Source organism: Achromobacter spanius (assembly GCF_039673305.1).
GTDB classification, from domain to species: Bacteria; Pseudomonadota; Gammaproteobacteria; order Burkholderiales; family Burkholderiaceae_B; genus Achromobacter; species Achromobacter spanius_F.
The window spans coordinates 14971-33344 of record NZ_JBDJLJ010000022.1 but is presented as its reverse complement, the minus strand read 5'-3'; the positions used below and the strand labels follow the sequence as shown (position 1 = coordinate 33344).

General features: G+C 70.0%; 13 protein-coding genes. 7 read left to right on the top strand and 6 right to left on the bottom strand.

The window, feature by feature from the left end; all coding sequences use genetic code 11:
• Position 1 precedes the first annotated feature (1 nt).
• The 5 genes from ABE485_RS17930 to ABE485_RS17910 all read right to left on the bottom strand — a co-directional run bounded on the left by ABE485_RS17930 (position 2) and on the right by ABE485_RS17910 (position 8814).
• Positions 2-862, bottom strand: coding sequence for an N-acyl homoserine lactonase family protein (locus tag ABE485_RS17930; RefSeq protein WP_346516619.1), 861 nt, complete (start codon positions 860-862; stop codon positions 2-4).
• Positions 863-1123: 261 nt separating this feature from the next.
• Positions 1124-3112 carry an aconitase family protein gene (locus tag ABE485_RS17925; protein WP_346516618.1) on the bottom strand — a complete coding sequence of 663 codons (1989 nt, stop codon included), beginning with the start codon at positions 3110-3112 and terminating at the stop codon, positions 1124-1126.
• A 10-nt stretch (positions 3113-3122) separates the two neighbouring features.
• Complete coding sequence (locus ABE485_RS17920) at positions 3123-4097, bottom strand: tripartite tricarboxylate transporter substrate binding protein (protein ID WP_346516617.1); 975 nt, start codon at positions 4095-4097, stop codon at positions 3123-3125.
• A gap of 202 nt (positions 4098-4299) precedes the next feature.
• Positions 4300-5202, bottom strand: coding sequence for a LysR substrate-binding domain-containing protein (locus ABE485_RS17915; protein ID WP_346516616.1), 903 nt, complete (start codon positions 5200-5202; stop codon positions 4300-4302).
• Positions 5203-5274: 72 nt separating this feature from the next.
• On the bottom strand, positions 5275-8814 hold the full coding sequence (locus ABE485_RS17910; RefSeq protein ID WP_346516615.1) for an indolepyruvate ferredoxin oxidoreductase family protein: 3540 nt from the start codon (positions 8812-8814) through the stop codon (positions 5275-5277).
• Positions 8815-8926: 112 nt separating this feature from the next.
• Between ABE485_RS17910 and ABE485_RS17905 the strand changes: the two genes are divergently transcribed.
• On the top strand, positions 8927-9832 hold the full coding sequence (locus tag ABE485_RS17905; RefSeq protein WP_346516614.1) for a LysR substrate-binding domain-containing protein: 906 nt from the start codon (positions 8927-8929) through the stop codon (positions 9830-9832).
• A gap of 33 nt (positions 9833-9865) precedes the next feature.
• Here ABE485_RS17905 and ABE485_RS17900 read toward each other — a convergent pair whose 3' ends face one another.
• Positions 9866-10774, bottom strand: coding sequence for a LysR family transcriptional regulator (locus ABE485_RS17900; RefSeq protein WP_346516613.1), 909 nt, complete (start codon positions 10772-10774; stop codon positions 9866-9868).
• A gap of 138 nt (positions 10775-10912) precedes the next feature.
• Between ABE485_RS17900 and ABE485_RS17895 the strand changes: the two genes are divergently transcribed.
• From ABE485_RS17895 to ABE485_RS17870, 6 genes are all read left to right on the top strand, one after another.
• The gene (locus ABE485_RS17895; RefSeq protein WP_346516612.1) at positions 10913-11509 is read left to right on the top strand and encodes an amino acid synthesis family protein; all 597 of its coding nucleotides are present in this window, start codon (positions 10913-10915) and stop codon (positions 11507-11509) included.
• On the top strand, positions 11506-12294 hold the full coding sequence (locus ABE485_RS17890; protein WP_346516611.1) for an alpha/beta fold hydrolase: 789 nt from the start codon (positions 11506-11508) through the stop codon (positions 12292-12294). Before ABE485_RS17895 ends, ABE485_RS17890 begins: the two co-directional genes overlap by 4 nt.
• A gap of 48 nt (positions 12295-12342) precedes the next feature.
• Positions 12343-13311: a Bug family tripartite tricarboxylate transporter substrate binding protein gene (locus ABE485_RS17885; RefSeq protein WP_346516610.1), complete on the top strand. Its 969-nt coding sequence runs from the start codon at positions 12343-12345 to the stop codon at positions 13309-13311.
• A gap of 80 nt (positions 13312-13391) precedes the next feature.
• Positions 13392-14246 carry a hypothetical protein gene (locus tag ABE485_RS17880; protein ID WP_346516609.1) on the top strand — a complete coding sequence of 285 codons (855 nt, stop codon included), beginning with the start codon at positions 13392-13394 and terminating at the stop codon, positions 14244-14246.
• Between the two features lie 78 nt (positions 14247-14324).
• Positions 14325-16217 (top strand): sigma-54-dependent Fis family transcriptional regulator, encoded by a 1893-nt coding sequence (locus ABE485_RS17875; RefSeq protein WP_346516608.1) that lies wholly within the window; start codon positions 14325-14327, stop codon positions 16215-16217.
• A gap of 251 nt (positions 16218-16468) precedes the next feature.
• Positions 16469-18274: an NAD(P)/FAD-dependent oxidoreductase gene (locus ABE485_RS17870; RefSeq protein ID WP_346516607.1), complete on the top strand. Its 1806-nt coding sequence runs from the start codon at positions 16469-16471 to the stop codon at positions 18272-18274.
• Positions 18275-18374: the final 100 nt, after the last annotated feature.

Genomic DNA, 18374 nt, shown 5'->3' with positions numbered 1-18374 from the left:
CTCAGTCGAACACTTTGGTCTTGGCGTTCTGGGCGTGCTGCTCCGCGTCATGGCTGTACCAGAGCTGGCCCTGGCGCGCGTCGCGGATCTGCTTGAGGCGATCGATGGCCAGCATGGACGCCGCGGTGTTCCAGGTGATGCCGGGAATCACGCCCGCCTCGTTCTCGCCCGTGTAGATGGCGTCCGCCGCCAGCAGCACCGTGCCGGTCTTGGGCAGCTTCACCTGCAGCGACTGGTGGCCCTGCGTGTGGCCCTTGGTGTCCAGCAGCACGATGGTGCCGTCGCCGAACAGGTCGAAGTCGCCCTCCACCTGGATGAAGTCGTAGTCGCGGGTGGTGTCGAAGTCCTTCATCACGTAGGCGGCGCGCTGGAATTTCTCGGGCCACCAGGCGGCGCGCAGCTCGGCCTTCTGGACCACATGCTTGGCCTTGGGGAACATCTTGATGTTGCCGGCGTGGTCCAGGTGGAAGTGCGAGTACACGACGTACTTCACGTCGCTGACGTCGAAGCCCGCCGCCTTGAGCTGGCGGTCGATGACCTCGTCGCGGCCCTGGATGGAATTGAACGCCCCGCACAGGCCCTGGCCCCAATAGTTGGCGCAGTTGCCGTCGGCCGTGGCCTGGTTCATGCCCGTGTCGAACAGCACCAGGCCGCGCGGATGCTGGATCACATAGGCGGGAACCGGAATCTTGATCTTCGTGCCCACGTCCACCATGGCGGTCATGAAGCCCTTGTCCAGCTCGATCTTGCCCACCGACAACTGCATCAACTTCACGTCCGTCGGCGGCGCGTCGGCGGCTTGCGCCCATCCGCCCGTCATCACCGCCACCGCCGCAACCATCGCCTTCCAGCTCTTGCTCATTGTTGTCTCCTCGAACCAACGGGGGGAGCCGCAGCCAGGCGGCGGCGGCCGATCAGCAAGCTCCCGGTGTGTCCCGGGTTCACATCGTCGACAGGGTGTTTTCCGTGCGAGGGGGCCTTGCGGCGGGCCGCGCCAGAACGCGCGGCCGGAAACGGCATCTGACGGCCGTTTTCTCTGTTGCGCACTCTGACGCAGCCCGGGTTGGCTGCCAATTAAGGATTCGTTAAGCAGGGCTTCGCGGCGCGCGAAGTGGGGGGAACCCTAGGGCGCAGTCCGCGCCTGCAGTTCGGCGAACGACACCAGTTCACCGGCGAGCGCGCTGGCCATGACGGTGGGCGGGCTGGCCAGCCAGACGCTGCCCGGCCCCGACCGTCCCGGGAAGTTGCGGTTGATCGCGCTGACCGTCACCTGCGAAGCATCCGTGGATGACCCCGGTCCGCAATTGGCGCAGGCGCCGCAGGACGGCTGCAGGATGCGCGCGCCCACGGCGGCGAAGGTGCGGTCGTAGCCTTGCGCCACGCAGTAGTCGCGCACGGCGGTGGTGCCGTACTGCAGGTACAGCGCCACGCCGTCCGGCAGCGTCAGCCCGCGTGCGACCGCCCAGGCCAGCACGTCGTGATAGTGGTCGAAGTCCTCGCGCTTGCCGGCGGTGCAGGACCCGCCATAGGCGATGTCGATGCGGGGCCGTTCCCGCAGCGACGACAGCGGCACGCCGTTGCCCGGATCGCCGGGCGCCGCCACCAGCGGCGACAGCGCCGCGCAGTCCACGCGCAGCGTGGCGGAATACTCGGCCCCGGGATCGCTCTGCATCCACGGCTCGATGCCGGCGTCCACGCCGCGGCGTTCCCGCAGGAAGCGCGCCGTCTCCGCGTCCGGCGCGACGATGCCCGTCAGGCCGCCCAGTTCGGCGGTCATGTTGGTCAGCGTGGCGCGCTCATCGATGGACAGGCCGGCCACCGCCTCGCCCGTGAACTCGAACACCTTGCCCACGCCCGCCCCCGCGCGGATCTCGGGCAGCGCCAGCAAGTGCAGCACGATGTCCTTGGCCGTGATGCCCGGCGGCGGCGCGCCGGACAGATCGATGCGCAACGACGCGGGCATCGTCAGCCGCACCGCGCCCGTGACGAAGGCGTTCGCCATGTCGGTGGTGCCCACGCCGAAGGCCACGCAGCCCAGTGCGCCGCTGTGCGGCGTGTGCGAATCGGTGCCCACCACGACCTGCCCGGGCAGCGCGTAGTGTTCGGCCATCATGGCGTGCGAAATACCGGCCACGTTGCCGCCGGCGTCGGCCGCCGCCTCGGCTTCCGTCAGCGTGCGGTGCTGGCGCAGGCCGTAGGCCCTGGCGAAATCCCGCTGCGCCTGGCACATCGCCCGCACGTTGGGCACGATGCCCATGCGCACGTGGTTCGGGCTTTCGTCGACGTACGACGTATGGTCCTCGAAGACGACGATGCGGCCGGGATCCGCCAAACGCAGGGGCCGGCCGATCCGCGCATGCAGCATATGGGCGGCCATGCCGGTGTAGTACTCATGGATGAAGCGCCAGTCAGCGCGCAGGAAGACGCCCGCCCCCTGGACGGGTTCACCCGCCGTCGCCGCGGTGCGCAACAGGTGGCGCAGGACGATCTTTTCGAACAGGGTACGCGGCGGCGCGGCGCCGGCCGCGTCCGCCCCGATCTCGACGGGCGCGACCTCGCGCAGCTGCGATTGACCGAAGGCCAGCAGGCCGCCCGCCTGCACGATGGCGGCGGCCAGCGCGTCGCGGCCGGCGACGACTTCGTCGACAGTGATGCGCTCGCCCCGTTGCAGGCGATCCACCAGCCCCATGTCGGTGCTGGTGTAGAGCCCGATGTTGTCGGCGTTCTGGCGATAGATGCGCTCGAAGCTCTCGGCGATCACCAGCCGCACGCCCGCCGACTTCTCGGCCATCGGGCTGTGCTCGCGCGACGAGCCCTTGCCGTAGCGCTTGCCGGCGACCACCACATTGATGCCCGCCTGCCGGACCGCGTCCACGCCGATGGGCAGCGCGTCGCCCGCGCGAAAGCCGGTGTAGGGGTAGCGGCCCAGCTTCTCGTCGAAGTGCGTCAGGATCGGCACCGGCGTGATCTCGTCGGTGGAGATGTCGTCGCGCAGCGCACAGGCCCGGCCCGGCGCCAGCGCGCCGCCAGCGAGCTGTTCGGCCACGCAGGCCGGATCCCGCGCCAGGAACAGCAGGCGGGCCGGGGCGTCGAGTACGGTTGCTGCGGTCATGGCAATGCGGCTATTCAATGGTGACGCCCGCGGCCTTGACCAGCGCCTGGCTCTTGGTGATTTCGGCGGCAAGCGTCCTGGACGCCTGCTCGGCGCTGCTGCCCTGCGCCACGAAGCCCTGCGGCGACAGCGCCTTCAGGACCGCCGGCTCCTGCATCGTCCTGGCGGTGGCGGCCTGCAGTGTCTGGACGATATCGGCGGGCAGGCCGGCCGGGCCGATCAGAGAAATCCAGGCGTCATAGGAATAGCCCTTCACGCCCGCCTCGTCCAGGGTGGGCACATCGGGCAGGATGGCAAGGCGTTGCGGGGTGCTGACCGCCAGGGCGCGCAGCTTGCCCGCCTGAACCTGCGCCAGCACCGACGGCGTCGCCAGGAACGCCACCTGGATCTGTCCCGACATGACGTCGGTGATCAGGGCATTGCCGCCCTTGTACGGGATATGCATCATGTCCACGCCCGCCTTGGACTTGAGCAGTTCCCCGGCCAGGTGCAGGACGCTGCCCGTGCCAGACGAGCCGTAGTTGATCTTGCCGGGCTGCTCGCGCGCGGCCTTCAGCAGGTCCGCCATCGTCCTGTACGGCGCATTTTCCGCCACCACGACCACCAGCGGCGTCGTGCCGATGACGGAGATGGGCGTGATGTCCTTGACCGCGTCATAGGGCATGCTCTTGTACAGGCTGGGGTTTATCGCATGGTTGGACGACACGATGCCCAGCGTGTAGCCGTCGGGCCTGGCCGACACGAGCTGGCGCGTGCCGGGAATGCCGGCCGCGCCTGCCAGGTTTTCGACGATCATGGGCTGGGCCAGCGCCTTGCCCAGGTTCTCGGCCACCACGCGCGCCACCATGTCGGCGGTGGAGCCGGGCGAGGTGGGCACGATCAGCCGGATGGGTCGGTCGGGATAGCCCGCGGCAGCCGCGGTGGACGCCGCGCACAGGGCGCCAAGGGCGAGCGCACAGCTCGCAAGCAATCTGGTGGGGGTCATGGTGTCTCCGTATAGGACGCAGCGGGGTCTGTATGCCCCGTACCGGCGATGAACGCGCCTTGACTATACGAATACCGCCGCGATTGCCGAAGTGTCTTCTCGGCAATCCAGCCATCGCGAAACGCGACGGCGCGTTGGCGACGGCGCGTGGGCGACGGCGCGTCTGCGACGGCGCGATCGCGACCGCCCGCTGGCGAGCGCGTCAGCCCTGCTGGGCCAGGAACTTGACCAGGCTGCCCGCCGTGGCGGAAAGCTGGGCCTGTCCCGGAAACACGATGCAGAGCTGGCGCCTGGCCCAGTCGTCGGACAGGGGACGCACCACCACGTCCAGCGCCTGCAGGTAGAGTTCGGCCACCTGCTGCGGCATCACGGCGATGCCCAGGCCCGCATGCGTCATGCGGCACAGCGCGTCCAGGCTGGCCACGCGGATCTTGACCGACAGCGTCTTGCCCAGCACGGCGGCGCGGGCGGCCAGCAGCTGGGTCAGCGCGCTGTTCTCGCGCAGGCCGACGAAGGTCTCGTCGACGATGTCCTGCAGGCTGAGCTGGCGGGCCGCGGCCTTGGGGTGGCCGGACGGCAGCATCACCGCCAGGCGGTCGCGGCGGTAGGGCAACTGCTCCAGGCCTTCCGCGCCGGCGATCTGGTTGCAGATGCCGAAGTCGGCGGCGCGCTCGCGCACCAGCCGCAGGACGTCGGGACTGTGCTGTTCTTCCAGGTCGATATCCACATCGGGGAACAGCCGCTGGAACGCGGCCACGTCTTCCGGCAGGAACTGCACGATGGCCGACAGGTTGGCCACCACCCGCACATGCCCTTTCACGCCCTCGTAGAAGCGCGACAGCTCCGCGCCCATGGCTTCGACGTCGCCGATGATCTGGCGCGCGTGGCGCAGCACGGTCTGTCCGGCCGGTGTGGCCGTCACGCCGCGGGTATGGCGGTCGATCAGCGGCAGTCCGATCAGGGCCTCCATGTCGGCGATGCGCCGGCTGACGGCGGATGGCGCGATGAACTCGCGCTCGGCCGCCCGCGCGATGGTGTTTTCCTGGCACACCGCCACAAAGAGGCGCAGCGAGGTCAGGTCGAGTTTGCGGAGGATGTTTTCCATGGCGTGGCGGGCCGGGCGGCGGGGCAGGCCCGCATTGACGGGGGATCGTACACCACCGCGCCGCCCGCGCGTTCAGGCCGCCCGCTGCTCCCGTCCGCCATTGCGGTAGCGTTCCCACAGCGCCGCCTGCCGCGCCCGGGCCTGCTCCACGCTCTTCTCCTTCACATGGCCATAGCCGCGGATGGCGTCCGGCACGTCGGCCAGTTCCAGCGCCGCGTCGCGGTTGCCGGCGTCCAGGGTTTGCGCGAACTCCGCGGCCAGCGCCAGGTAGTCGGCCGCCAGCTGCCGCTCCATGCGGCGCTCGGCCGTCTTGCCGAACACGTCCAGCCAGGTGCCGCGCACGCGCTTCATGGGCGCCAGCGCGCGGAACGCCAGCGCCATCCACGGGCCGAAGGCGCGCTTCTGCAGGCGGCCCCGCGCGTCGCGGCGCGCGAACGCCGGCGGCGCCAGGTAGTAGCGGACCTGGTAGTCGCGTCCCGGCTCGCCCTCGAACTGCGCACGCAGCCGGTCCTTGAAGGCGGGATCGGCGTACAGGCGCGCAACTTCGTACTCGTCCTTGTAGGTCATGAGCTTGGCCAGGTTGCGCGCCACGGCGCGCGTCACCTCGTGGCGCTTCTCTCCCAGCGCGGATTCGCGCGCGCGCACCGCCTCCACGGCCGCCCGGTAGCGGCTGGCGTAGGCCTCGTCCTGGTAGGCGCGCACATGCGCCGCCAGCCGCTCGACCAGCGCGTCCAGGGACTCCGGCAGCGCCACCAAGCGCCCGGGCGCCGCCGGACGCAGTGCATCCGCGCCGCGATGCGCCGCCTGCCGGCCCAGTTCGAAGGCGGCCAGGTTCTTTTCCACCGACACGCCGTTGATGCGGATCGCCTGGCGCAGGCTGTCCAGCGCCAACGGCAGGCCGCCCTTCTGCCAGGCATAGCCCAGCAGCAGCGGATTGGCGTAGATGCTGTCGCCCAGCAAGGCTTCGGCCAGCGGCCCCGCCTCGATGAAGTCGCAATGGCCGCCGGTGCTCTGGTCCAGCGCCGACTGCGCCTGCGCGCCCGGAAAACGCCAGGCGGGCTGCGACAGGAACGCGGCGGTGGGCGCGGCGCTGCTGTTCACCACCGCGCGGCCATGATCCGGCCGCAGGCGCGACAGCACCTCGGGCGACGCCGCCACCAGCGCGTCGCAGCCGATCACCAGGTCGGCCTCGCCCAGCGCCACGCGGGTGGCGTGCAGGTGTTCCGGCCCGTTGGCGATCTGCACGTGGCTGAGCACCGCCCCGCCCTTTTGCGCCAGGCCCGCCATGTCCAGCACGGTCACGCCCTTGCCTTCGATGTGCGCGGCCGCGCCGAGCAGCGCGCCGATCGTGACCACGCCCGTGCCGCCCACGCCCGCGACCACGATGCGGCACGCGGCGCCGGGCGCGAGGGCCGCGAGCGCGGGCTGGGGCGCCTCGGGCAGCCCCACCGCCTCCCCCGCCTGCCCGGGCTTGCGCAGGACGGCGCCTTCCGCCGTCACGAAGCTGGGGCAGAAGCCTTCCACGCAGGAAAAATCCTTGTTGCAGGTGGACTGGTTGATCCGCCGCTTCGTTCCCATGGGCGTATCCAGCGGCTCCACGGACAGGCAGTTCGACTTCACCGAACAGTCGCCGCAACCTTCGCAGACCGCCTCGTTGATGAAGGCGCGGCGGGGCGGGTCGGGATACTCGCCGCGCTTGCGGCGGCGGCGCTTTTCGGTGGCGCAGGTCTGGTCGTAGATGAGCACCGTGGTGCCCTCGGTGTCGCGCAGCGTGCGCTGCACGTCGTCCAGGGCCTTGCGGTGATGCACTTCAATCCCGGCCGGCCGCGTGCCGCCGCCCGCGTACTTCTCGGGCTCGTCCGTCACGACCACCGTCTTGACCACCCCTTCCGCCAGCATCTGCGCCGCGATCTGCGGCACGGTCAGCACGCCGTCCACGGGCTGCCCGCCCGTCATCGCGACGGCATCGTTGTAGAGGATCTTGTAGGTGATGCGGGCGCGGGCCGCGACCGCCGCGCGGATGGCCAGCAGGCCGGAATGGAAATAGGTGCCGTCGCCCAGATTGGCGAAGATGTGCCGTTCCGACGTGAAATCCTTCTGGCCCAGCCAGGCCACGCCCTCCCCGCCCATCTGGCTGAACGTGTCGGTATCGCGGTCCATCCACATCGCCATGTAGTGGCAGCCGATGCCCGCCACCGCGCGCGAGCCCTCCGGCACGCGGGTGGACGTGTTGTGCGGACAGCCGGAACAGAACCAGGGCTTGCGCTCTTCCACCAGCACCGGCCGGCTGGCCTCGCGCTCTTTCGCGTCGATCACGGCCAGGCGCGCCGCGATGCGGGCGCGCAGCGCGTCCGACAGGTCCGCCTTTTCCAGGCGCGCGGCAATCGCCCGGGCGATCAGCGCGGGCGACAGCTCGTAGCGCGCGGGCAGCAGCCAGCCGCCGCGCGGCGTGGACCATTCACCGCCGCCGTTCTCGCGCTCGTCGAACTTGCCGTACACGCGCGGGCGCACGTCGTCGCGCCAGTTGTAGAGTTCTTCCTTGAGCGCGTATTCCAGGATCTGGCGCTTTTCCTCGACCACCAGGATTTCCTTCAGCCCGGTCGCGAATTCGCGGGCGTCCCGCGCGTCCAGCGGCCAGATGCAGCCCACCTTCAGCACCCGGATGCCGGCCTGCGCACAGGCCGCTTCGTCCAGGCCCAGGTCGTTCAGCGCCTGGCGCACGTCCAGATAGGCCTTGCCGGCGGTCATGATGCCGAAGTGCGCGCGCGGCGAATCCAGCACCACGCGATTCAGCTTGTTGGCGCGCACGTAGGCCAGCGCCGCGTACCACTTGTGGTCCAGCAGCCGCGCCTCCTGCGCCAGCGGCGAATCGGGCCAGCGGATGTTCAGGCCGCCGGCCGGCAGGCTGTCTTCGGGCAGCACGATCCGCACGCGTTCCGGGTCCACGTCCACCGACGCGCTGGACTCCACCACGTCCGTCACGCATTTCATGGCCACCCACAGGCCGGTGTGGCGGCTCATGGCCCAGCCGTGCAGGCCGTAGTCCAGGTATTCCTGCACATTCGACGGATACAGCACCGGGATGCCGCTGGCGATCAGCACGTGTTCCGACTGGTGCGCCACCGACGAGGATTTCGCGGCATGGTCGTCGCCCGCCAGCATCAGCACGCCGCCATGCGCGGACGTGCCCGCCGAGTTGGCATGCTTGAGGACGTCCACCGACCGGTCCACGCCCGGCCCCTTGCCGTACCACATGCCGAACACGCCGTCGCGCTGCGCGCCCGGAAACAGGTTGAGCTGCTGCGAGCCCCAGACCGCGGTGGCCGCCAGGTCTTCGTTTACGCCAGGCTGGAAAACGACGTCGCTGGCCTTGAGATGGCGCTTGGCTTTCCACAGCGCCTGGTCCAGCCCGCCCAGCGGCGATCCGCGATAGCCGGAGACGTAGCCGGCGGTATTCAGCCCGGCCTGCTGGTCGCGCTGCTTCTGCATGAGGGGCAGGCGCACCAGCGCCTGCGTGCCGCTGAGATAGACGCGGCCGGTGGGCTGCAGGTATTTGTCGTCCAGCGACAGGCCATGGGTATCGGCCACGCCGGGGGGTAGAGGGGCGTTCACGGGCTTGTCTCCTGCCATCTGCGGTGGGGGGATTTGGTGTTTTTCCGCAGTGTAGGAAGGGCGGCCGCTATCGTATATTCATATATTCATGTAGCTGGTATTCGATAAACACATGGCTAACGACGTCACCCTCAGGCAGCTGCGGTACTTCGCCGCGGCCGCGCGCACCGGCCGGTTCTCCATGGCCGCCGCGGACGAACACGTCTCGCAGTCGGCCGTCACCAACGCGGTGCTGGCGCTGGAAGCGCAACTGGGCGTGCGCCTGTTCGATCGCCATCCCCACGGCGTCACGCTTACGCCGGAAGGCCACAACTTCCACCAGCGCGCCCGCGACGTGCTGGATTCGCTGGACGACGCCCTGCGCGAACCGGGCTTCCAGCGCTACGCGCTGCGCGGCTCGGTGCGGATCGCGGCGTCGTACACCGTGCTGGGCTACTTCCTTCCCGACCTGCTGGCGCGCTTTCGGCGGCGCTATCCGGATGTGGTGCTGGACCTGGTGGACATGGACCGGCCCGACATCGAACACGCCGTTGCCAGCGGCGACGTCGAACTGGGCGTGGCGCTGCTGTCCAACGTCGACAAGCGGGATCGGTTCGGCCACCAGGTGCTGGTGCGCTCGCGGCGCCAGTTGTGGACGGCCTCCGGCCACCCGCTGCTGCAGGCCGCCGCCCCGTCGCTGGCCGACATCGCGCGCTATCCGTACATCCTGCTGGAAATGGACGAAGGCGAACGCTCCACGCTGAACTACTGGCGGGCGCACGGCCTGGAGCCCGACATCGCATTCCGCACGCGTTCGATGGAAGCGCTGCGCGGGCTGGTGGCGCACGGCTTCGGCATCACGATGCTGTCGGACATGGTTTACCGGCCCTGGTCGCTGGAAGGCCGCAAGATCGAAGCGGTGCCCATCACCGACGCCGTGCCGCCCATGGAGGCCGGCCTGCTGTGGCACCCGCGCGCAGCCATGGCCAAGCCGGCAGACGCATTCCGGCAGTTCATGACCTACGCCTGCGGCGTCTGACGCCCGCCCTGGCGCGGGCCGGACGGCGCGCGCCTACACCAGCGCCGCGCCCTTGCGGCGCGTGAACTGCGCCAGCGACCGCAGCGCCAGCGCGTGCATGGCGGCCACCGACGGCAGCAGGGTCTCTTCCTTGCGCGTCAGCACGCCGACGATGCGTTCCACCACCGGCTCCGCCAGCGGCACGAAGGCCAGGCCGCTGCCGGCAGCCGGCCGCGCCAGCACCGGCAGCACGGTGACGCCCAATCCGCCCACTACGCTGGCCAGCAGCGACGCGCGGTTGGACACGACGATCGCCGGGTCGTCGATGGCGCTTCCCAGCTGGCGGTTCTTGAGCGTGTCAAAGGTGGCGTTGCCGATCAGGCGCTCGTCCGCCAGCGCCGCCCACGGCACCGGCCCGCGGCGGCGAGCCAGCGGATGGCTTTTCCTGCAGACCAGCCCGAACGCGTCGCGCGCCACCGGCGTGAACGCCACCTCGGCCGTGCGCGGCGCCTGCCCCGCCACCCCCACCTGCACTTCGCCGGACAGGACCAGGCGGTGCACTTCCGGCGACGGCTCGTCCAGCGCGCGGATGCGGATGTCGGGATGGCCGCGCGCGTAGCGCTCCAGCAGCCGCGGCAGCCATTCGTCCGCCAGCGACGGCATGACCGCCAGCGACACCGGCCCCTGGCTGCCCCGGCCGAACTGGCGTGCGGCATCCAGCACGCGGTCGTGGGTGGACAGCAGTTCGCGGAACAGCGGCGCCACCGCCAGGCCCAGCGGCGTCAGCTGGGCGCGCTTGCCGGGTTCGAACAGCGGGGCGCCCAACTGCTGCTCCAGGTCCTGCATGGCGGCGGAAACCGCGGCCTGCGACCGGAACGTGCCCTGCGCGGCCAGGCGGAAACTGCCGTGGTCCGCGGCGAGCAGGAACTGACGCAGGTGCTGGATCTTCAAGGGCGTGGGCATGGGCTGTGGGCGGTAGGCTGTGGATGCATCAAATTCGGATTTTCCGAAATTAGCTTACGTTAATTTGGATTGTCAAAAATCCGCCGCGCGTCGAACAATGGGGCCGTCATTTCATCCATGGATTTCGGAGCAGCGCGTATGTCATCACTGCAAGTGCGCAAGGTAGTCAGTTACGTCGAGAAAACCCTCATCGAAGGCGGCCGCGCGGCCGAACGCCCGCTGGTGATGATCGTGGCCGCCGCCGTGATCCGCAATCCGTGGGCCGGCCTGCCGTTCCAGGAAGACCTGCGTCCCGGCATCCTGGAAGCGGCGCCCCCGCTGGGCGAACTGCTGGTCGCCGAAATCCTGCGCCAGGCCGGGTCGGCCGACAACATCGAAGCCTACGGCAAGGCCGCGGTGGTGGGCACCGCCGGCGAGGTCGAGCACGCGTCCGCGCTGATCCACACGCTGCGCTTCGGCAACGCCTACCGCAACGCGGTGGGCGGCACCAGCTATCTCAGCTTCACCAACATGCGCGGCGGTCCCGGCTGCGTGATCTCCGTGCCGCTGATGCACAAGCTGGACGAAGGCCTGCGCTCGCATTACCTGACGGTGCAGACCACCATCAACGACGCGCCGGCGCCCGACGAAATCGTGATCGCGCTGGGCGCGGCCACCTCGGGCCGCCCGCACCACCGCATCGGCAACCGCTATTCCGACCTGCAGGAACTGGCGCAAGAGGCGCAAGCCAAATGAGCGCGCAACGGCGGCGCTCCGGGCGCGGCGAACCCCTGGTGCTGCTGCACGGCGTGGGGCTGGACCACACCTTGTGGGACGACCTGACGCCCCTGCTGGAACCCGACTTCGACGTGCTGCGCTACGACCTGCTGGGCCATGGCGCGGCGCCCGCGCTGCATGGCACGGCGCGGATCGAGGATTTCATCGCGCAACTGGACGACGAACTGGACCGCGCCGGCTGGCGCAACGCGAATGTGCTGGGCTATTCCATGGGCGGCCTGATCGCAGGCGCCTATGCCGCGGCGCGTCCCGAACGCGTCGCCCGGCTGGTTCTGCTGAGCACGGTGTTCCGGCGCACGGATGACGAAGCGGCGGCCGTGCGCGCACGGCTCGCGTCGGCAGCCACTCAGGACGCCCAGGCCGCTGCCCAGGTGTCGCTGGCCCGCTGGTTCACCCCGGAATTCCAGGCCCGGCGCCCGGACCGCGTGGCCCGGATCGGCCAGCGCCTGCTGGACAACGACCGCGCCAGCTTCCTGGCCGCCTACACGCTCTTTGCCCATGGCGACCCGATCCTCGCGCAGGCGGCGCCCGACATCGCCTGCCCGGCCCTCGTCATGACCGGCGAGCACGACGTCGGCTCCAACCCGCGCATGACGCGCGAGCTGGCGCGCGCCCTGCCCAGCGCGTGCGCGCGCGTGGCGACGGCGCAGCGGCATATGCTGCCGGTGGAGGAACCCGCCACGGTGGCCGCGGCGCTACGGAGCTTTTTCCAGGCGCGCAAACCCGAATCGTCCAGCGCATAGAGACGAACCGCGAAAAGACCACCCCAGGTGGAGATGGAGACAGACAACATGAACCGCAGAACCCTGATCAAGAGCATGGCGGCGCTGGCCCTGGCCCCGCTGGGCGGCGCCGTGCGCGACGCCGCGGCGCGCGAAGCGCCCTTGCGCGTCATCGTGCCCTTCCCGCCGGGCGGCGGCACCGACGTGCTGGGCCGCGTCATCGCCGCGTCGCTGGAAGACGCGCTGGAGCGCTCGGTCATCGTGGAAAACAAGCCCGGCGCCAGCGGCATGCTGGGCGCGGACTACACCGCCAACGGCGCGAAGGACGGCAGCATGCTGCTCTTCGCCGGCCTGGTGCCCTCGGTGCGCTACTACGCGCGCCCGCCCGAAGAGGTGCTCCAGCAGCTCGCCCCCGTCTGCCCGATCGCCCGTTCGCCGTACATGGTGGCGGTCAACAGCGACCTGCCCGCCAAGACGCTGGGCGAACTGGTGGCGCAGGCCAGGCGCGAACCCAAGGGACTGACGTTCGGCACCCCTGGCAACGCCACGCCCCAGCACCTGGCCACCGAACTGCTGCAGGCCGCCTGCGGCATCGAGATGCTGCATGTGCCCTACCGCGGCACCGGCCCCATGATGACCGACCTGCTGGGCGGACAGATCCAGGTGGTGGTCGCCACCGTGGCCGCGGTCGAGCCCTATCTGAAAAGCGGCCGCCTGCGCGTGCTGGCCGTCACCAGTCCGCAGCGCCTGCCCAAGTACCCGGATATCCCCACCGTCGCCGAAGGCGGCTTTCCCGGCTTCTCCGCGCAGATCCAGTTCGGCACCTACTGCGCCGCCGGCACGCCCGAGGCCACGGTCGCCGCGCTGAACCAGGGCGTCAACCGCGCGCTCAAGACCGAGGCCGTGCACGCCAAGCTGGCCGAACAGGGCTTCGAACCCACGGGCGGCACGCCGGGGCAGCTTCAGGAAGCGCTGCTGGCGGAAATCCGCGACGTCGCCGGGCTGGTGCAGGCGGGCAAGGTGCGCGTGGACCTGTAGGGACGCATGGCGCACGGTTGCGGACGGACGCGGCGCCTCACTAGAATCGCGGTTCGTCCCACTGGCGCCTGTCCCTACCGATGCTTCGATTCCCCTCTGCCCTGACGGGCGCGCTGGCCCTGGCCGCGCTACTTGCCTGCGGCGCGGCGCAAGCCGCCCGCGACGCCTGCCCGCAGGCGGCGGATATCGTCCGCGCGGCATATCCCCAGGCGCCCGCGCCCGACGCCGACGGCAACGTCCGCCTCGGACGGGACAACGTCGTCATCCGGATTTCCGACGCCGAATTCGGCGAACCCTTCGCCGTGACCTGCAAGGCCTGGCCCGCCAACCCCGACCTGCTGCTGGCGGCGATTCCGCTGATGCAGGACCGCCCGGACCAGGACGACGGGCACGACGGCGACCTGCGGATATTGGTGCTGGATCGCGCAACGCTCAAGGTGCTGCATGACCTGCGGCTGGACGGACTGATGTCGGACGACGCCGTCCGCCTGGGCGGCGTGTCGTTCGACACGGCCCGCTATGACGTCGCGCCCGGGCGCCGCGCCTTCGGGCTGCGGATCTCCCGCGAAGGCTCGTCGCGCGCCAATCCGTTTTCCGAAACCAGCCTGCGCCTGTTCGACATCGGCCCCAAGGGGCTGGACATGGTGCTGGACGGCCTGGTCGTCGACCGCTCGAACGGCGAATGGGACACCAACTGCGCCGGCGAATTCACCGAGCGCAGCGTCAGCCTGGCCATGGGCGGCGGCAGCGCCAACGGATTGCGGGACCTGACCGCAACCGAGTCGCACGAGTCCAGCCGTGCGGCCATGCAGCATGGCGACTGCGTCGAAAAGATCCTGGACAAGGGCAAGACGACGCGCACGCTGAAGTTCGACGGCCGGCGCTACCAGATCCCCGAGCCCCTGCGTTCGCTGGACCGCGAGACTGCTGGATAACCAGCATTTACAGCGGCGTCTCCGCCTGTGCATGCTGCCGAATGATCCGGCGCAGATCGGGCGAACCATGGAGACGACATGCCTAGTCAGGAATCCCTGCATTCCGCCCATATCCGCGAGATCGAACAGGTCGGCCAGGGCCGGCCCACGCAGCGCGACGCGCACGTGGTGCGCAGCTGGCTGCGCTGCCTGGACCAGTACCGGCTGGATCCGGCGCAGGCTTGCGAGGCCTATATCGTCCCCGACGGCCGCCTGCGCGAACACCGCCAGCAATCCGAAGCCCTGATCTCCATCGCCCGCAGCGGCCTGGACCACCTGTTCCGCCAGGTCGCCGGCCAGAACTACGTGCTGCTGCTGGCCGACCGCCAGGGCGTCACCGTCGAATTCCTGGGCGATCCGCTGCAGACCGCGCGGCTGCGCAAGGCCGGCCTTTATCTGGGGTCGGAATGGTCCGAGCAGCGCGCCGGCACCTGCGCGGTCGGCGCCTGCCTGGAAACGGGCGAGTCGCTCACCATCCACCAGACCGACCACTTCGACAACACGCACACGCCGCTGTCCTGCACCGCCGCGCCCATCTACAGCGCCGACGGCGAACTGGCGGCCGTGCTGGACATCTCGCTGCTCAGTTCCCCCAGCCTCAAGGCCAGCCAGAACCTGGCGCTGCACCTGGTCAACAGCACCACGCGCCGCATCGAACTGGCCAACCTGATGGCGCGCACGCGCAACGAATGGGTGCTGCGCTTTGCCCGGTCGCCCGAATTCCTGGACGTCGATCCGGAAGCGGCGATCTCGCTGGACGGCTCGGGCCGCATCCTGGGCATGACGCACAGCGGCGCCAAGCTGCTGGCGCGCGCCGCCGGGCTGGACTGGCGCAATCCGGCCGACCTCATCGGCCAGTCCGTCACGCGCTTCTTCAACGTGCAGCTGGACGACCTGCCCCAGTACACCCGCGCGCGCGCCCCACAGGACCGGCTGATCGTCGCGCGCGACGGCGACGCCCTGTTCGCGCACGCCATCGAACCCAACCGCCGCGCGCGCGGCGCGTCGGTCACGGTGGCCGCGACGCCGTCGGCCCTGCGCGGCCTGGACGGCGGCGACGCCCGCATGGCCGCGCTGCAGGCCCGCGCCGCCAAGCTGGCGCGCCAGGGACTGCCCATCCTGCTGCAGGGCGAAACGGGCGTCGGCAAGGAATACCTGGCGCGCGCCATCCATGACGCCAGCGGCCGCGCCGGCCGCTTCGTGGCCGTGAACTGCGCGGCCATCCCCGAATCCCTGATCGAAAGCGAACTGTTCGGCTACCTGCCCGGCGCCTACACCGGCGCCGCTCCCAAGGGGCGCAAGGGCCTGATCGAAGAATCCGACGGCGGCACCCTGTTCCTGGACGAGATCGGCGACATGCCGCTGGCGCTGCAGAGCCGCCTGCTGCGCGTGCTGGCCGAGTCCGAGGTCACGCCCATCGGCGCCAATGCGCCGCGCGCGCTGCGCCTGGCGCTGGTGTCGGCATCGCATCGCGACCTGGGCGCACAGGTGCGCGACGGGCGCTTCCGCGAAGACCTCTACTACCGCATCAACGCCGCCGCCCTGACCGTGCCGCCGCTGCGCGAACGCCAGGACCTGGACTGGCTCATCGCCCGCATGCTGGCGCGGCACCAGGACGAATCCGGCGCGCCCGTGCTGTCGCCCGCCGCGCTCATGGCCCTGAAGGCCCATGCCTGGCCGGGCAACATCCGCGAGCTGGCCAACGTGATCGCGGTGGCCGCCGCCCTGTGCGAACACGGCGTCATCGAACCCCACGACCTGCCCGACACGCTGGCCCCGGCGGCCGGCGCCGCCAGCGCCGAGGAAGCCGCGCTGCGCACGGCCCTGGCCGGTTGCGCCGGCAACGTGTCGGAAGCGGCGCGGCGGCTCGGCGTGGACCGGTCCACGGTCCATCGCCAGATGCGGCGCTACGGGGTGTCGCCGCGCCGCTGACCGCGCCCGCCCGCCGCCACACGTTCGCCCCCCCTTTTCGCGCCACACCCGCACGCCACAGGTGTGGCATCCGCCACGGGGCCGGCTGCCAGCCCGGTCCCGTTCCCGTCGCGCACACCGTCGCGCTGGGGCTGGCACGGCATTTGCATGGTTGGAAGCGGCGCCCACCGTCCGGCACAGGGCGGAGCCGCCGCCGGACGGGAAACCCCCGCCACGACAACGACAGCCCGCCCCGGGCAAGGAGACAAGATATGCCGACCGACCAAGCCGCCGACGCCGCGCTGGACGAAGTGCTTGCGCGCCTGAACACCGCGCTGGGCAACAAGGACATCGACGCCGTCGTCCGGATGTTCCAGGACGAATGCTATTGGCGCGACCTGGTGCTGTTTTCCTGGAACCTGCGCACCCTGGAAGGCCACGGCCAGGTCCGCGACATGCTGCAGCAGCAGCTCGGACAGGTCGAGCCCGTCCGCTTCACGCGCGACGACGCGGAAGGCGCCTCCGACGAGGGCGGCGTGCTGCAGGGATGGTTCCACGTCGACACCAACCTGGCGCGCGGCTACGGCCACATCCGCGTCAAGGACGGCAAGATCTGGACCCTGCTCACCACCATGTCGGAACTCAAGGGCCACGAGGAACCCAGCGGCGTGCGCCGGCCCATGGGCGCGGAACACGGCAGCAGCCGCGAGCGCCAGACCTGGCTGGAAAAGCGCGAACGCGAAGCGGCCGAACTGGGCTACCAGACGCAGCCCTACGTGCTGATCATCGGCGGCGGCCAGGGCGGCATCGCGCTGGGCGCGCGGCTGCGCCAGCTCGACGTGCCCACCATCATCATCGAAAAGAACGAGCGCGCCGGCGACAGCTGGAGGAAGCGCTACAAGTCGCTGTGCCTGCACGACCCGGTCTGGTATGACCACCTGCCCTATATCCCCTTCCCCGAGAACTGGCCCGTCTTCGCCCCCAAGGACAAGATCGGGGACTGGCTCGAGATGTACACCAAGGTGATGGAGCTGAACTACTGGACCTCCACCGTCTGCGAGTCGGCGCGCTACGACGAGCAGAAGCAGGAATGGGAGGTCAAGGTGCTGCGCGACGGCAAGCCCGTCGTGCTGCGCCCCAGGCAGCTGGTGCTGGCGACCGGCATGTCGGGCAAGGCGAACGTGCCCAGCTTCCCGGGCCAGGACGAGTTCCAGGGGGAACAGCAGCATTCGTCGCAGCACCCGGGGCCCGACGCCTACCGCGGCAAGAACGTGGTCGTCATCGGCGCCAACAATTCCGCCCACGACATCTGCGCGGCGCTGTGGGAAGGCGGCGCCAACGTCACCATGGTGCAGCGCTCATCCACGCACATCGTGCGTTCCGAGACCCTGATGGACATCGGCCTGGGCGGGCTGTATTCCGAACGGGCGCTGGCCAGCGGCATGACCACGCGCAAGGCCGACCTGACCTTCGCGTCCGTGCCCTACAAGATCCTGGCGCAGTTCCAGATCCCGCTGTATGAGCAGATGCGCGAGCGCGACGCCGAGTTCTACAGAAAGCTGGAAGCCGCCGGCTTCATGCTGGACTGGGGCGACGACGGCTCGGGCCTCTTCATGAAATACCTGCGCCGCGGCTCCGGCTACTACATCGACGTGGGCGCCTGCGATCTCATCATCGACGGCCGCATCAAGCTGCAGTCGCGCACCGACGTCAGCCGCCTGACGCGCGACGCCGTCGTGCTGACCAACGGCGTGACCCTGCCCGCCGACCTGGTGGTCTACGCCACGGGGTACGGATCGATGAACGGCTGGGCCGCGGACCTGATCAGCCCGGAGGTGGCGGACAAGGTCGGCAAGTGCTGGGGACTGGGATCCGACACCACCAAGGACCCGGGCCCCTGGGAAGGCGAGCAGCGCAACATGTGGAAGCCCACGCAGCAGGAGGCGCTGTGGTTCCACGGCGGCAACCTGCACCAGTCGCGCCACTATTCCCAGTATCTGTCCCTGCAATTGAAGGCCCGGCACGCCGGCATCCCGGTACAGGTGTACGGCATGCAGGAAGTGCACCACAAGCGCTAGGCGCGCTGCCCCCAGCCGGCGCAGGCGGCCTGGCGGCCGCTTGCGCCCGCGCCCCGGCACGGGGTAAATTGTTGACAATTCAATGCGCCCAGCGCATTTT

Bases quoted from the DNA above. Each gene is read 5' to 3' on its own strand.
- ABE485_RS17885 (WP_346516610.1), top strand. From the start codon at position 12,343: ATGAACCGCAGAACCCTGATCAAGAGCATGGCGGCGCTGGCCCTGGCC.
- ABE485_RS17930 (WP_346516619.1), bottom strand. From the start codon at position 862: ATGAGCAAGAGCTGGAAGGCGATGGTTGCGGCGGTGGCGGTGATGACG.
- ABE485_RS17895 (WP_346516612.1), top strand. From the start codon at position 10,913: ATGTCATCACTGCAAGTGCGCAAGGTAGTCAGTTACGTCGAGAAAACC.
- ABE485_RS17890 (WP_346516611.1), top strand. From the start codon at position 11,506: ATGAGCGCGCAACGGCGGCGCTCCGGGCGCGGCGAACCCCTGGTGCTG.
- ABE485_RS17905 (WP_346516614.1), top strand. From the start codon at position 8,927: ATGGCTAACGACGTCACCCTCAGGCAGCTGCGGTACTTCGCCGCGGCC.
- ABE485_RS17925 (WP_346516618.1), bottom strand. From the start codon at position 3,112: ATGACCGCAGCAACCGTACTCGACGCCCCGGCCCGCCTGCTGTTCCTG.
- ABE485_RS17880 (WP_346516609.1), top strand. From the start codon at position 13,392: ATGCTTCGATTCCCCTCTGCCCTGACGGGCGCGCTGGCCCTGGCCGCG.
- ABE485_RS17915 (WP_346516616.1), bottom strand. From the start codon at position 5,202: ATGGAAAACATCCTCCGCAAACTCGACCTGACCTCGCTGCGCCTCTTT.
- ABE485_RS17900 (WP_346516613.1), bottom strand. From the start codon at position 10,774: ATGCCCACGCCCTTGAAGATCCAGCACCTGCGTCAGTTCCTGCTCGCC.
- ABE485_RS17875 (WP_346516608.1), top strand. From the start codon at position 14,325: ATGCCTAGTCAGGAATCCCTGCATTCCGCCCATATCCGCGAGATCGAA.
- ABE485_RS17920 (WP_346516617.1), bottom strand. From the start codon at position 4,097: ATGACCCCCACCAGATTGCTTGCGAGCTGTGCGCTCGCCCTTGGCGCC.
- ABE485_RS17870 (WP_346516607.1), top strand. From the start codon at position 16,469: ATGCCGACCGACCAAGCCGCCGACGCCGCGCTGGACGAAGTGCTTGCG.